This is a genomic window from Glutamicibacter ardleyensis (assembly GCF_014644555.1).
Classification (GTDB): Bacteria; Actinomycetota; Actinomycetes; order Actinomycetales; family Micrococcaceae; genus Glutamicibacter; species Glutamicibacter bergerei.
The window spans coordinates 38,732-53,528 of record NZ_BMKX01000005.1 but is presented as its reverse complement, the minus strand read 5'-3'; the positions used below and the strand labels follow the sequence as shown (position 1 = coordinate 53,528).

Genomic DNA, 14,797 nt, shown 5'->3' with positions numbered 1-14,797 from the left:
GAAAACACCGGAACCCGCAATGGGTTCTAGTCTTCGTCCGTTTCGGAAAATACTTCTTCCTGTTCTTGCAAGTACTGTTGCCAGGCAGTGGAGTCCCAAATTTCGATTCGGTTTCCCGCACCGATGACCGTCACTTCACGGTCCAAGCCTCCGTAGCTACGCAATACCTGCGGAATCGTGACTCGTCCTTGTTTGTCTGGCAATTCGTCAGAAGCGCCTGACAAGAACACACGCGCATAATCTCGTGCTTTACGCGAAGTCAGTGATGCCTGAGCTAGTTGCTCATGTTGCTTCTCAAACTCGCGCTGGCTAAAGACATAGATGCAACGTTCCTGCCCTCGGGTAAGCACTAGGCCAAATGAGAGCTCGTCACGATATTTAGCAGGCAGAATTAGTCGACCTTTTTCATCGAGTCGGGGCGTGTACGTTCCAAGGAACATGCACACCGCCTCTCCCGCAAAGTGGTCCAATTACCCAATTCCCTCTACTGCACTCCACTTTACTCCACAACCCTCCACTGTCAACGCAAACAACGCGTTTTCGCGAGGTGTTGGAATTAAAAAAGGCCTTGATTTCGCGGGTTTTTCCCAGCTTCTGTTGTGGAGGGTCTAAGGAAGAATGGACCGACAGTTAAGGAGTTCTGACGTAAAAAGGCCGAGATACCGCTGTTTATGGGCGGAATCTAAGTTTGGGGAGCACTATGGAGGGGTGCGGGGAGGAAAGTGGGGGTGGGCAAATACCCCATAAAACCCGTTACCTAGGAATCTGCCGAGAATTGTGCCGGCGCCTGTTGAAGGTCAATTAAAAGAAAAAGAGGTGCAACCCCACAAAGGGTTACACCTCGAAAACTAAAATCTATCCGTCGGACTGGTCCCGCTTACGCTGGTTCCATTTCTCTTCCAAACCGCTCATGAACGGCGAATTTCCTGATCCCGATGGCTTGGAATTGGCCGGAGCTTTGATGCCACCGACTTTTCCTTCCGCCGATTTAGCAAGGGCCAGAAGAACGCCAGCGAACATGGCTGCGAATCCGATAACACCGACAATGATCAGCTGCTGGGAAATTCCAAAGATGAGACCACCGAGTCCCACGATGACCAGGAGCGCACCAAGCGCAATGTTGCGCGTTGAAAGACGACCAGTACTTGCTGGAGCCTTCATGCTGGAAGCGAAGCGACGATCCTCGTGCAGTTGCTTCTCCAACTGCTCCAATAGACGTTGCTCATGCTCTGATAGGGGCATCGCCTTCTCCTTCCAATCACTTCCGAAGCGGTCCACCACCGCCTACAGGTATAACGCACAACCACTTGGAATCGTTCCCAATCGGTATTTGCTACCTACTTATTAGGATAGTCTCTTTTGCCGCTCCCCTGCTAGTTGATCTTCAGCACTTTCAGGCAACTCCATCATTGTGAGTGGCAGACCTATTTTTCTTTAGGTCGCAGGAACCGAGCTGGAGACAAACCGAAGCCAGGAAAACGTTGGCTTATTTCGTCAGCAACTCTTTCAGCTTCACGGGTTTTTCCTTCTATAGGGTCCAGACTCAACTGTATTCCCAGTTCAGGATCGCTTAGCCTTTCCGCTTTGACACCCACCAGCCTGACGGACTGAGATAGCGGAGTCATGCGGCGCAACAGTTCGACGGCATGTTGACTTATAGTCGCCGAGGAGTCGGTCGGTACCGTCATAGCCCTACTTCGAGTCACTCCGGTAAAGTCCTGATACTTCAGTTTTAGCCCCACCCCTGACGCGGCCTTTCCAGAGGCCCTTAGGCGCTGTCCAATCCGGTGGCCCAACCTCAGCAGTTCTTCCTCCAGCACCTCGACATCCTTCACATCACCAGCAAAAGTATGCTCAGCTGAGATACTTTTCTCCTGCCGGGTAGTTTGCACGTGACGGTTATCGATACCGTGGGCCAGCAGATGCAAAGAACGTCCATGTTCTCCAAAGCGTTGGATCATTCGGGATTGCGGCTCGGTGGCCAACTGCTCGATGGTTTCAATTCCCAGGGCGTGCAATTGTTCCCCGGTTTTCTTTCCCACTCCCCACATCGCTGACACCGGGAGCTGATGCAAAAATTCTGTAGTTCGCTCTGGAGCGACGACAATGAGGCCGTCTGGCTTCGCATGTGTCGAGGCGAGTTTTGCCACGAACTTGTTTCTCGCAATGCCCACGCTCGCACGAAGATGCAGTTCTTCTGCCACATGCGCACGGATCTTATGTGCGATTGCTACCGGTCCACCATGCAATCGCATACTTCCAGTCACGTCTAAGAAAGCTTCGTCGATACTTACCTGTTCGACCAGCGGCGTAATGGTCTCAAAATAGTTCATAATCTGTGCCGAAACTTCGGTATACACGCTATGTCGAGGTTCAATGATCGTGGCCTGAGGCATCAAGGCTATGGCTTGGCTCATTGGCATGGCCGAACGTACCCCACGTGCGCGACAATCATAGGATGCTGAAAGCACGACGCTACGACCACCAGGGAATCCCACTATGACTGGTTCATTAAGTAGCTCTGGTCGGTCGCGAAGCTCTACGGATACGAAAAACGCATCCATATCCACGTGCAATATTGCGCGATTTTCCAGATCTGCCATATCCCTAGTCTAATGAGCGACCCGACGGTTCTGCGGACCACGAACAATCCTGAGAAGTCCGCCGATCCAGTCTCCGTGAGCGCGGTACAAAGATGACTGTAGAGTTGACAGTATCCGTTAGTAGTTCACGCTTAGAAAATGGTTTTTCATGTCCTCGCTTGAACCTCTGTCAGCTCTGGTATCCAAAGCTGAACAGATGAGTCGTACTTATACCGATGCGGTCGCCAAGCTTCTGGAACAATTCTTGTCTTCAAAAGGTGACGAAGTTGCTCAGATTACCTCCAGCGCCACTGAAATTGTCAGCAGCATCCAAGACTTAGTACGTGGCGGTAAACGCCTGCGTCCGCTCTTTGCGTACTGGGGATACCTCGGCGCGGGAGGAAATCCAGATGACGAGAATATCGTTCGTTTAGGCGTTTCTCTGGAGCTATTTCAGGGTGCGGCCCTGATCCACGACGACATCATTGACAATTCCGACACTCGTCGCGGACAGCCAAGCGTGCACAAGAGATTTGAAGCGCAGCACTCATCACTCGGTCTAACCGGTGACGCCGCCGCTTATGGAATGGCAAGCGCCATCCTAACTGGCGACCTATGCCTGTCTCTGAGTGAAGAAGTATTTGCCGAGATTGATGGGCTCAATTCAGCGACTCGATCCATTTTTAATAGGATGCGACTGCAAGTCATGGCCGGGCAGTACCTCGACGTCCTGGAAGAGTCAGCCGGCTCTGCCTATGATCCGGCAGAAGCCGTGAAGCGCGCTCGAACTATCGTGCGCTTTAAGTCTGCAAAGTACTCGACGGAGAACCCGTTTTTATTAGGTGGGGCATTAGCTAATGCCGGTGCAGAATTGCTAGAAAACTATAGCGCGTTTGCATTGCCGCTAGGTGAAGCCTTCCAACTTCGCGACGACGTTCTTGGCGTCTTCGGTGACCCTTCAGTGACTGGGAAGCCAGCGGGAGACGATTTGCGTGAAGGTAAACGTACCGAATTGATCGCCCATGCGTTGGCAAAGTCCGCCCCAGCGGAACGAGACTTCATCCAAGACCGCCTCGGTGCCTCCGATATGAGCGACGTTGAAGTAGAGAAGATGAGCACAATTTTGAAAAGCTCGGGAGCCCTTGTGGAAACCGAAGCGAGTATTAGCGAACTGACGGAGCAGTCTCTTACCGCACTCAAACGCATCACCGTTGCGGACTTGTCGTTGGCAGGGATGCATTACCTCAGCGACATCGTCACCAAACGCAGTAAGTAAACAACCTTAATTTCATAGGCATTTGGCAGTGGCCGACCACGAACTTTTTGTTCGTAGTCGGCCATTGCTATTTCCAGCTTCGATTGCCGGGCACCGTCGATGTGTTTTCGCAAATACCCCAGCACGAACTAAGGTCCCGAACATGTGGTTATCAACAACACGTTCGAGACCAAAGTTTTATGAAATCTTTACGATTAGTTCTGCTCAATTACCAAGCTAGAGCTTGAGCCCTGCGTCGGATTTCTGTCTTGCGCCCAGTACGAAGGGCATTCATTGGAGTCCCTGGAAGCGATTCGTCTTCGGTGAATAGCCACGTGATGGCTTCTTCATCCGAGTACGCAGCATCCAGCAGGACCGACAACGTTCCCTTAAGACTTTCCACGACTGCACCATCAAGAACGAAGTCAGCGGGGATTGACCGCACGTTTCGCTCTCCGATTCGCACAGAGATAATGGCTCGTTCATCGAGTAACCGGTGTATTGCCCGGATATCGACATCAAGAATTTCGGCTAAGTCCGGAAGAGTCAGCCACTGGCCAACGGTTTTTTGAAGTTCATTCACCTCTTAAGGTTCCCACAAAAAGGTAAACCGTGCAGAAACTTCTTCCCGACTCGCCACAATGGTTTCCTTGCGCCCCACTAGTAGTGTAAATTTTCATGTATCACTTTGATAACAATTTCAACACGAACCACATTGGCCCCGTTGCCAACGAGGACGTGCGAACGAAGTTGTTACCTACTCCACTGATTTGAGGATTCACTCCATGCCCCACGAATCGAGCAATGCAGCTAAGCATGCTCTAGGCGTCGTAGCTGGCGCCGCTATACCTGCCGCGGTGATCGGCAGTCTGGCGTTAGCTCCAGCGGTACACGCGGCACCTGTTTCAGTTCCACAGAGCCCGAGCGTGCTTGCACCTAAAAGCGTCTCGCCAGCAAGTCTAAAAATTGCTGAAAGCCAAATCAAAGCTCACTTACTCGCTTCACGAGTTTCAACTCTTGGTCTGCCTGCGCAGCGCAGCACCAAGGAAATTAAAGTTGAACCGGGAGCTTCCTTGTGGAGCATCGCCAAGGAATACAACACTTCGATCTCCGAACTAAAGAAGATCAACAATCTCAAGAATGATGTGATTGTCGCCGGGAAGACGCTCAAAGTCCCTGGCAATGCGTCATCCTCGAAGAAAAAGTCTGCTCCGCAAACCCAGCAGAGTTCTTCTTACACCGTGCAGAACGGCGACACCCTAGGTGGTATCGCTGCCAAGCACGATATGAGCCTGTCTAGCCTGTTGAGCAAGAACGACATATCTGCCAGCACTTTGATCTTCCCTGGCGATAAGCTCACCGTTGCAGGGAGCTCTAAATCATCTGCGCCAAAGAAAGATTCGCAGCGCAATAGCTCGAACTCGGGTCAGGCAACATATACCGTCAAGGACGGCGATACTCTCGGAGCCATTGCAGTCAAGCACAATATGAGCCTGTCGACACTGCTTAGCAAAAACAATCTCTCAGCTTCGAAGTCGATTTTCCCCGGTGATAAGCTCACCGTTTCTGGCAAGTCAACAAGCAACAACTCAGACTCTAAGTCGAGCTCCCCTAAATCAACATCGGGCTCCTCGACCTACACCGTCAAGAGTGGCGATACCCTCGGGGGAATCGCAGTCAAGCACGATATGAGCCTGTCGACCTTGCTCAGCAAGAACAACATTAGCTCCGGTAAGCACATCTTCCCAGGCGATAAACTCGTTGTTTCAGGCGGTTCCTCGGAATCGAAAAACACCGAAAAGAAGAGCTCACCAAAGAAGTCGGGCAACGCAACTTACACTGTCAAGAGTGGTGACACCCTCGGCGGCATCGCCGGTCAGCACGATATGAAGCTGTCTGCGCTGCTGAACTTGAACCCGCAGGTAAGCTCGCAGACTGCGCTGAAGATCGGTGAAAAACTCCGAGTCTCAGGTTCTTCGGTATCGCCAAATGGAAACATTGAAAAGAAGAAGGACCGTAAGATCGGTAATTCTTTCTTGGGCCGCACCTACCCAGATGCCACCGTGAACAGTGCCAACGAGAATAAGAATTACCTCGATTCCGTCTCGGTCCCAAGCCGCGACGAGATGAAAGCAATAATTCGTTCCACTGCGAACAGCATGGGAGTAGACCCGTCGCTCGCAATGGCACACGCCATGCAGGAGTCTGGCTTCGACATGCGTGCTGTATCCCCTGCTAACGCCCTTGGCACCATGCAGGTCATTCCAAGTACCGGCGAGTGGATGTCATCTCGTCTAGGACGCGATCTGAACCTTCTGAAGCCTCAGGACAACGTCGCAGCCGGTGTTGCTACGATTCGTTTCAACTTGGATAACACCAACAGCCTGGATGAAGCAATCGCATCCTACTACCAGGGCTTAGGTGGAGTTCGAAAGTACGGGATGTTCGAAGACACCAAGCGCTACGTTGCTAGCGTCAAATCTTTGATGAAGCAGTACAGCTAGACATAAGAAAATGCGGGTAGGTTCCTTTCGGAACTTACCCGCATTTTTTGTGCTCAGCCAAATTGTTTAGACACTATGATGATCTCTGCGATGTCGATGCAATGGCATCTCAATGACGACCTTGGTCCCTTGCGGTTCCGACTGCATCCACTGGATTTCACCAGATAATTCGCTAGTGACCAATGTGCGGACGATCTGTAGGCCCAAGCCTTCACGCCGTGGACCTGCCGGCAAACCATGCCCGTCATCCTGGATCACTACTCGTAGCCAGTCTTTACCATCGTGTCCGCTGTAGCGGTTAGCTAGCAGCCCGACCTCACCATCACGGTTCGCTAACCCGTGTTCAACCGCGTTTGTCACCAGCTCGTTGATGACCAGCGACAATGGAGTGGCTAAATCGGCGTCCAGCATCCCGAATTCACCTTCACGCCGGGTTGCTACACGCTGGCCGGGCGAGGCAATTTCGACGATCAGCCTGAATTGACGATCCATAAGATCATCAAATTTTACGGTTTCGTTCAGACCCTTAGATAGGAAGTCGTGTACCGAGGCGATGGTCGAGACACGACGCATTGCTTGTTCAAGGCCTTGTTTACCCTCGTCGGAGCTCATACGACGTGACTGCATACGCAGTAGGGCTGCAACCGTCTGCAAATTATTCTTCACCCTGTGGTGAATTTCGCGAATGGTGGCGTCCTTGGTGACGAGTTCTTTCTCCCGACGCCTAAGTTCGGTGACGTCTCGGCACAATACCAAGGCACCCCACCGTTTGGATTCATCACGAAGTGGAATGGCACGCAACGAGAGCGTCACTCCGGAGAACTCTACTTCGGTACGCCACGGCATTTTCCCTTGGAGTACTAGGGGCAAAGTTTCATCGACTACACGACGGTCACTAACCAGTGCCATCGTGAGATCTGCTAACGGTTGTCCTTGGAGCACTTCGGCTGCTCCCAAACGGCGGAAGGCCGACACAGCATTGGGGCTCGCATACTCCACCACACCGTCGACATTTAGTCGGATAAACCCGTCGCCCACTCGCGGCGCACCGCGACGCGACCCAGTGGGGCTTGCAAAATCGGGCCACAGACCACGAGTGCCCATGGTCAATAGGTCATCGGCGCTCTGCCGGTACACCAGTTCAAGATTTGAGGGGGTTCGAGCTTGATTTGGATCGAAGTGTGAAGTGATCACCGCAACCGATCGATGCTGACGCACCAATGGGATCGCTTGGACCGAGGTCAGGCCGGAGATCAGTTCTGCGCTTGGTTGCTCGGCAGATTTCTGCACCTTTTGGCTCTCCCAAGCCTGATCAACCATCATTCGCAGATCCTTGCGGATCCGTTCGCCCACAAAGTCGGTATGGAATACCGTGTGGGACGTTGACGGTCTTACGTGCGCGAGAGCCACGTAAGAACCGTCCCCGGTGGGGAACCAGAGAACCAAGTCTGCGAATGCTAGATCCGAGATTAGTTGCCAGTCCCCCACCAGTAGGTGCAGCCAGTCCTCATCACCGGGCCCGAGATTTGCGCGTTGACGTTGTTGCTCGGTAATGAGGGCCATTAGCGGGTGTTACCTCCGGACGATGGAACGCAGAAGGCGAAGGGCTACAGACAGCGACGCCATGTCGTCGCGTCCGAGGCTGTTTACTTCAGCAAACATTGTCTTCGCACGATCAAGGTTAGCCGCGTTTGCCTCTTCCCAGGCCGCAACACGCTCTGCCGGGTCGGCAATCTGTGCGCCGTTATCCAACACATTGCCTGTGAGGTCCACAAGCGTCGTGTACAGATCATCACGCATTGCCGCACGAGCCAAGGCCTGCCAGCGGTCTGAACGAGGCAACTTGGTGATTCGGTTCAGCAAATCATCGGCACCAAATTCGTTGTAAAGCACGAAGTAGGTCTCAGCGATCTGCTGCGCTGAATACTCTGAGCGACCCACTAGATCGGCAATATCTAGCAACGTGTAGGACTCAAACTGCGAGGCCCACATGCTGGCCCGATGCTCATCGATTCCATTGCTGACGGCGTCTAGCTGCCATTCGGTGTATCGCTCAAGATCCGAGCCCACAAGGAAGGTCGGCAAGCTTTGACGTAGCTGGCTGACAATCGGCTCGTAGGTGTGCACGATGTCATCTACCGGCTGCTGCTGATCGACGCGGTTGATGAACCAACGGGTCGTACGATCGAGCAGACGGCGCATGTCATGGTGCTGACGTCCCCAGTATTCGACGTCCGTGCCGGCCCGCTGGACGTTGATCGCAGCGAACTGACGGTCGAAGCCGTATACATCGCGCAGTGCGGTGAACATCTTTGCGATCTGGACCTCATTGGCACCAGTCTCTTCCATGGCACGGAAGACATAGGTGACGCCACCGATATTGATCATGTCGTTGGCGACAACCGTCGCAATGATTTCACGACGCAACGGGTGCGTCTCCAACTGGTCCCCAAAACGCTCAACGAGCTGTTCTGGGAAGTAGCGGCGCAACGTTGCAACGTAGTACGGATCATCTGCCAGGTCTGATTCGGCTAACGCGTGGGCGAGCTGAATTTTAGCGTAGGCGGCGAGCACCGAAATTTCTGGTGCAGTCATTACTCCACCGGAGTTCTTGCGCTCTTCGAGTTCCTCGTTACTTGGAAGGAATTCCAATTCACGATTCAGATCCGCGTGCTCCTCCAACCACTGCATGAGTCGTTCGTAAGCTGGAGCCCAAACTTTCGCTGCATGCTTCTCGTTGAGTAGCAATACGTTCTGATCGAAGTTGGTCTGCAAGACCAGGTCGCCTACGTTGTCGGTCATGGACAAGAGGAACTCGCTTCGTTCCTCAGCGGTCAGCTGGCCGGCCTTGATCTGGCGATCAACGAAGATCTTGATGTTTACTTCACGGTCAGAGGTATCAACACCAGCCGAGTTATCAATCGCATCGGTATTGAGAACTACACCATTCTGCGCGGCTTCGATACGGCCCAGTTGGGTCATGCCAAGGTTTCCGCCCTCACCAATGACCTTGACTCGGATGTCTCGTCCATCAACGCGAATCGCGTCGTTTGCACGGTCTCCCACCTGTCCGTGGGTTTCGGCGCTGGATTTCACATATGTGCCGATACCGCCGTTGTACAACAAGTCCGCCGGGGCCGACAAGATGGCCTTGAGCAATTCGTTGGGGCTCATCTTGGTAACCGAAGCTTCCAAGCCAAGAACTTCACGAACCTGCGCGCTGATTGGAACCGATTTCAGGCTACGGGAGTAGACCCCGCCACCTTCGGAGAGCAGGTCCTTGTTGTAATCAGCCCAGCTAGAGCGGGGTAGATCGTACAAGCGCTGACGCTCGACAAAAGCTGCTTCTGGTTCAGGATTTGGATCCAAGAAAATATCGCGGTGGTCAAAGGCCGCCACCAGCTTTACCGTGCGGGTTCGCAGTAGGCCGTTGCCAAAAACGTCACCGGACATGTCGCCCACGCCTACGGCGGTGAATTCTTCACTCTGTGTGTCCACACCCAGCTCGAAGAAGTGACGCTTAACCGATTCCCATGCACCACGAGCGGTAATTCCCATGCCCTTGTGGTCATAGCCCACTGACCCGCCGGAGGCGAACGCGTCGCCTAACCAGTGGCCCTTATCCTGGGAGATCGAGTTTGCGATATCGGAGAAGCTTGCGGTTCCCTTATCCGCGGCGACAACAAGATATGTATCGTCGCCGTCGCGACGCACTACATTCTTCGGGTACTCAACGTGTTCTCCGTTTTCATCCGTGATCAAGTTGTCGGTCAGGTCCAACAAGGTTTTGATGAAGACTCGGTATGAAGCTTTTCCTTCTTCCATCCAAGCCCCACGGTCCACGGCAGGATTAGGCAGCTGCTTAGCGTAGAAACCGCCCTTAGCACCGGTTGGAACGATCACTGAGTTCTTCACCATCTGTGCCTTGACCAGACCCAGTACTTCGGTGCGGAAATCTTCGCGACGATCCGACCAGCGTAGGCCACCACGAGCTACCGCGCCGAAACGGAAATGTACGCCTTCTACACGCGGCGAGTAGACCCACATTTCATGTTTTGGACGCGGGAATGGTGCGAAGTCAATTTCTTCTGGAGCCAACTTGAAAGCAAGCGCCACACCATCGGTGAAGTAGTTGGTGCGCTTGGTCGCTTCGATGACCTTCACGAATCGGCGAAGAAGAGTATCGGCGTCTAGCGTCGGTACATTCTCTAGAGCTTCGGTGATCTGAGCATGAGCCTGTTCGCGTGCCGAAGTCGAAGCCTCAGCGGACAAGGAAGGATCAAAGGTTGCCTGGAACAGTGCAACGATTCCGTGAGTTACCGCGGCATTGTTCACCAGAGTAGAAGCAATGAAGCCAGTGGAGTTCGAGACACCAAGCTGCAACAGGTAGTGAGCGTAGGCACGAAGCATCGCCACTTCTTGCCAGGTTAGACCTTCGCGCAGCACTAGAGCATTGAGCTTGTCCGATTCAGCTGCCGAGCGAACCACTGCCGAATATGCGTCGGCAAGTTTGCTTTCGATGGCAGAGAAATCAATTTCCGGATCAACCTGCAAACCCATGTCATAGATGTAGCGTTCCCCCAGACCGTCTGGGCTCAGTTCGAATGGTCGTTCGTCGACGACGTCCAGTCCAAGGTCTTGAAGTACAGGCAGGATGCGCGAGAGCAGCAATGGACGATCAACAAAGATCTTCATGCGCTTGGTGACCGGAGAGCTTTCGTCATAGGGTGCGTCGTAGAAGGAAACTACCGGCCCCTGGTGTTCCGGGTCATTCAACTCGGTGAGCAAGTCTATGTCGGACAGCGCATCTTCAATTTCGAATTGCACCTTGTATGCCTCGGGGAAAGCACCGGCCCAAGCGTTTGCCAACTGGTTAGCATCTCCCGAAGAGAGGCTAAGGCGTGCGGTGTCGGTGATCGCGTCGCTCCAGGAACGAACAGCCTTAGCGATTCGGTCTTCCAGTGCCTTACGGTCCACGACCGGGGCAAGCCCGTGGTGTTGCAGGCGCAGGCGGTAGAAGAGACGAACCAGCGCACCAGCACCAAGTTGTGCCTCGTATTCGGTGGATACCGGGTTGAAGCTTGAGGCAAGTTCCTTTTCAATACGCTGACGCACATCGGTAGAGAATCTGTCACGAGGCAGGTACACCATTGCGGTCACAAAACGCCCGTAAGAGTCGGTGCGCAAGAAGACCGAGGTACGCCGACGTTCCTGCAGTCGCAGAATACCCAAAGCGATTTCGGTGAGTTCTTCAATTGAAATCTGGAATAGTTCATCGCGCGGGTACGCTTCCAGAATCGTGACAATGTCCTTGCCCGAGTGCGAATCGCCAGCAAAGCCAGTGTTTTTTAGTACTGCTTCAACCTTTTCACGAACCACCGGTACGGTCTTCACGCTTGAGGTATAAACCTTCGAAGCGAAGAGGCCGATGAAACGACGTTCGCCGTTGACCTCGCCGTTAGCATCAAAGCTCTTCACACCCACATAATCGAGGTAGACCCCGCGGTGCACTGTGGAGCGTGAGTTGGCTTTGGTAATGATCAGAGCGCTCTTATCGCGGGCCATGGCACGTCCGCGCTTAGTCAAATGCTGTGGACCCTGATTCTCCAGTTCACGCATCAAACCTAGACCGCTGCCTTCTCGGGCAACCAGAACATCTTCACCGTGCTCGGTGCTGAGATCGTAATGACGGTATCCCAAGAAGGTGAAGCGGCCATCAGACATCCAGTTCAGCAGCTCAACGGCCTGATCTAGTTGCGCGATGTCCCCTGCATTTGCGGTCTGTGGCAATGTTGCAGCGATGTCTTTTGCACGATCAAGCATGGCTGGCCAGTCTTGGACAGCGATACGCACATCCGACAAAACCTTATTTAGGTTTTCGACGATGGTCACGGCTTCTTCGTCGCTCAGGTCCCGAGCGACCTCCACCGAGATCCACGATTCAACCTTAGTGTGGGTATCAAGGGAGGTCAGTGTGCTGAGATCTGACAGTGCGGCAGTATCTCCACTGGCAACATGCTGTAATCCAGAGTGTGACAGCTTCTTGATGAACCCACTCTCGCGGTCACGCGAGACCACGAATGTTGGGTGAACTACAAGCTGGATGGGCGCCGATAGACGAACCAATTCCGCGGTGACGGAGTCAACCAAAAAGGGCATGTCATCGGTGACGATATGTACCACCGAAACGCCGTTGTTGCGGGTGATAGATACGTTAGCCGTGTCAACGTCACGACCATATCCAATTTCCAAGTGTGCAGCCACTCGCGCTTCAAGTTCGTCGGGCGTGTACGCCGCAACGTCCTCTTGCGCGGTTTGGCCATAGTACTCGCCCACCAACTGCGTGGTGAGTGTCGCATCCATAAATGATTCTGACATGTTGGATTCCGACGAGTTCAAGTGAACGCCTCCAAGAACGAAATTCTTATCAATCCGCGTCTTTGCGGATCTCCGATGTAATCCACACTACCGTGTTTTCGTTTGGTCAAGTTCATGCCTTTGGCCAAATCGACGACTCAACCGTTTCTTCCTCTTATCCAAAGATTTAATCCCCACCAAACCCTTGATTTCAGTACGCAATGTACTTTTGGGGGCAATTTCAGCCAAAGGTGATCCAGCAAGCAACGCGGCGTTACAGCTCACGGTGTCCTGTGGGAGATAGCCAGCAATAGTATGGCGCGGTCCAAACCGGTCCCATGCTTCCAAAAGACGGCGTTTGGGGCTGTGACCAGTATTGGCAGTGCCAAGCTTGTTGAAAAGAATTTGTAGTTCAACGCCCGGTATTTGTTCTTCAAACTCATCGATGGCTCGAAGTGCACGAGGAATTCCCACACTATCGGCTGCAACAACCATGAAGACCTCATCAGAACTACGCAGCATTTCTACAGTTACCGCATTCCGCTGCGGTGCTTGCGTGTCAAAGCTGAGTTGCTCGTCTAATTCGATGGGTGATGCCACATCCAGCACCACCAGATCATGATGTTCACGAAGCACTTCGGTGGCACGGCGTAAAGCTGACGCACGTACTTCTGGCCACCTGCTTGCTCGAGGTAAACCGGTAGCCACTTTGATGACTACCGCTGCAACCTCGACGCTAAGACATGTTGCAGCCAAACGGGCTGGTTCTTTGGATCCCGAATCAATAACTCGGCACAATTGGGCGATTGACGCAGACTCATCTAATAATCCCAGTTGTATCGAAATCGAGGCAGCGAAAGTGTCCGCGTCTAGGATCACCACCGATTGCCCTGCAAGGGCTGCTTCCACCGCATAGTTCAAAGCAACGGTGCTTCGCCCTGGCGAACCTGGCGCTCCCCAAAAACACACAATTTTTCCGGCCGCGTCATCGGTTTCCGTACCGTTTGGCGCTAAGTTCCCGGTATCTGATCTCGCCGGATGGGTCAGTTCACGAAGCGTTCGCAGTACAAGTGGTTCTAATTCAATCATCGAGATGTTTGGTTCAACTTCCAGAAGACCGGTAATTATGTTCTCGGTCCGCGGCTTGTCGTCAAGGAGCACCAAGACAGTTTGCAGAGCGGCTATCGCATCAATCTGTTCAACAGGGGGCAAAAGCTCTCGGCCCGAAACCAACAGCACGTCTACCGCGCCAACAGCACATACTGCAATTGCTTCAGCAACATCTTCACACACGCGTGTCACCATAAGCTCGCCTCGGTAGCCTTCGATTTGGCGCACCACATGCTCATCATTTCCTAAGACAACGACGGTGATACTCATTGCTGGGTTCCGGCAGGATTGTAGATAACAATAATTCTTGATTCGTTAGCTAGCGCTTGGAGCAAAGGTTCAAGGTGGGTCGGTTCGACGAGCAGTTCCAGATTGGTACCGGTTTGGTTCACCAGTCCGCCAGCTCTGGCCACTCTGGCAGAGACCTCAACCATGCTCGCTAGTTGTTCTGGCACTCCATAGGTTGATCCTGCTTTTTCACGCTGCGCGATCCACACGTCCACAAAACTCCCCGGAGTGATAGCGGGTGTTAGATCTGCTGGAAGTTCAATATTTATTGGACGGCGTGAGCCTAAATCATTGTGCGTGATCGAGGAGTTCGGTATGAACTCTCCTGCTCCGATAAACGTGTTGGCGCGTGCCTCACTGATCAGTTCCGGGTTCGCTGCTAGATATTGTGCGCCTGACTCACCAAGCTGGACGTTTTCAATCCTGAGGTTTTGGAGCGTTAGCTCTTCTCCTAGGGTGATGTTGGCACCTGCGACATAGACCTCTGTCGTGTGGTTCAGCTCGCGGACCAAATATACGGTGCCAACCACAGAAGCGACCACCAGTACTGCGCCCAAAGCAAGTCGAGGATCCTTCCATGTAGGCCGCTTGACCCGGGCCGCTGTTGTTGAACGAGATGCGCTACTACTCTGTTCACCAATCATTGTTTATCCTTTGACCGCGCTAGTTGGTTGTTTCGCGAGCCTACGACAACTTGCGCG

Annotated in this window: 10 protein-coding genes; 2 read left to right on the top strand and 8 right to left on the bottom strand. The window is 53.1% G+C overall.

Annotated elements, in window-relative coordinates; translation table 11 throughout:
* Nucleotides 1-26: 26 nt before the first annotated feature.
* The 3 genes from mraZ to dinB all read right to left on the bottom strand — a co-directional run bounded on the left by mraZ (nt 27) and on the right by dinB (nt 2,603).
* Complete coding sequence (mraZ, locus tag IEX04_RS10755; RefSeq protein ID WP_105673483.1) at nt 27-440, bottom strand: division/cell wall cluster transcriptional repressor MraZ; 414 nt, start codon at nt 438-440, stop codon at nt 27-29.
* A 415-nt stretch (nt 441-855) separates the two neighbouring features.
* Nucleotides 856-1,242 (bottom strand): SCO2097 family morphological protein, encoded by a 387-nt coding sequence (locus tag IEX04_RS10750; protein WP_096257139.1) that lies wholly within the window; start codon nt 1,240-1,242, stop codon nt 856-858.
* A gap of 182 nt (nt 1,243-1,424) precedes the next feature.
* On the bottom strand, nt 1,425-2,603 hold the full coding sequence (dinB, locus tag IEX04_RS10745; RefSeq protein ID WP_188685710.1) for a DNA polymerase IV: 1,179 nt from the start codon (nt 2,601-2,603) through the stop codon (nt 1,425-1,427).
* Nucleotides 2,604-2,799: 196 nt separating this feature from the next.
* Here dinB and IEX04_RS10740 point away from each other — a divergent pair, with 196 nt between their 5' ends.
* Nucleotides 2,800-3,858, top strand: coding sequence for a polyprenyl synthetase family protein (locus IEX04_RS10740; RefSeq protein WP_096257165.1), 1,059 nt, complete (start codon nt 2,800-2,802; stop codon nt 3,856-3,858).
* A 208-nt stretch (nt 3,859-4,066) separates the two neighbouring features.
* Here IEX04_RS10740 and IEX04_RS10735 read toward each other — a convergent pair whose 3' ends face one another.
* Complete coding sequence (locus IEX04_RS10735) at nt 4,067-4,420, bottom strand: Rv2175c family DNA-binding protein (RefSeq protein WP_096257140.1); 354 nt, start codon at nt 4,418-4,420, stop codon at nt 4,067-4,069.
* A gap of 202 nt (nt 4,421-4,622) precedes the next feature.
* Between IEX04_RS10735 and IEX04_RS10730 the strand changes: the two genes are divergently transcribed.
* Nucleotides 4,623-6,341, top strand: a complete 1,719-nt coding sequence (locus tag IEX04_RS10730) for a LysM peptidoglycan-binding domain-containing protein (RefSeq protein ID WP_096257141.1) — start codon at nt 4,623-4,625, stop codon at nt 6,339-6,341.
* 66 nt (nt 6,342-6,407) lie between these two features.
* On the opposite strand, the gene IEX04_RS10725 is transcribed toward IEX04_RS10730, so the two are convergent.
* The 4 genes from IEX04_RS10725 to IEX04_RS10710 form a co-directional block, all read right to left on the bottom strand.
* On the bottom strand, nt 6,408-7,904 hold the full coding sequence (locus tag IEX04_RS10725; RefSeq protein WP_096257142.1) for a sensor histidine kinase: 1,497 nt from the start codon (nt 7,902-7,904) through the stop codon (nt 6,408-6,410).
* Nucleotides 7,905-7,913: 9 nt separating this feature from the next.
* Complete coding sequence (locus tag IEX04_RS10720; RefSeq protein ID WP_229677104.1) at nt 7,914-12,719, bottom strand: NAD-glutamate dehydrogenase; 4,806 nt, start codon at nt 12,717-12,719, stop codon at nt 7,914-7,916.
* Between the two features lie 87 nt (nt 12,720-12,806).
* Entirely contained in the window at nt 12,807-14,078 is a 1,272-nt protein-coding gene (locus tag IEX04_RS10715) for a CpaE/TadZ family protein (RefSeq protein ID WP_188685702.1), read from the bottom strand.
* A complete protein-coding gene (locus IEX04_RS10710; RefSeq protein WP_188685700.1) occupies nt 14,075-14,740 on the bottom strand; it encodes a hypothetical protein in 666 nt (221 codons plus the stop codon). Before IEX04_RS10710 ends, IEX04_RS10715 begins: the two co-directional genes overlap by 4 nt.
* Nucleotides 14,741-14,797: the final 57 nt, after the last annotated feature.

Coding starts and splice junctions, on each gene's coding strand:
- mraZ (WP_105673483.1), bottom strand. CDS start 440: ATGTTCCTTGGAACGTACACGCCCCGACTCGATGAAAAAGGTCGACTA.
- IEX04_RS10750 (WP_096257139.1), bottom strand. CDS start 1,242: ATGCCCCTATCAGAGCATGAGCAACGTCTATTGGAGCAGTTGGAGAAG.
- dinB (WP_188685710.1), bottom strand. CDS start 2,603: ATGGCAGATCTGGAAAATCGCGCAATATTGCACGTGGATATGGATGCG.
- IEX04_RS10740 (WP_096257165.1), top strand. CDS start 2,800: ATGAGTCGTACTTATACCGATGCGGTCGCCAAGCTTCTGGAACAATTC.
- IEX04_RS10730 (WP_096257141.1), top strand. CDS start 4,623: ATGCCCCACGAATCGAGCAATGCAGCTAAGCATGCTCTAGGCGTCGTA.
- IEX04_RS10725 (WP_096257142.1), bottom strand. CDS start 7,904: ATGGCCCTCATTACCGAGCAACAACGTCAACGCGCAAATCTCGGGCCC.
- IEX04_RS10720 (WP_229677104.1), bottom strand. CDS start 12,719: ATGTCAGAATCATTTATGGATGCGACACTCACCACGCAGTTGGTGGGC.
- IEX04_RS10715 (WP_188685702.1), bottom strand. CDS start 14,078: ATGAGTATCACCGTCGTTGTCTTAGGAAATGATGAGCATGTGGTGCGC.
- IEX04_RS10710 (WP_188685700.1), bottom strand. CDS start 14,740: ATGATTGGTGAACAGAGTAGTAGCGCATCTCGTTCAACAACAGCGGCC.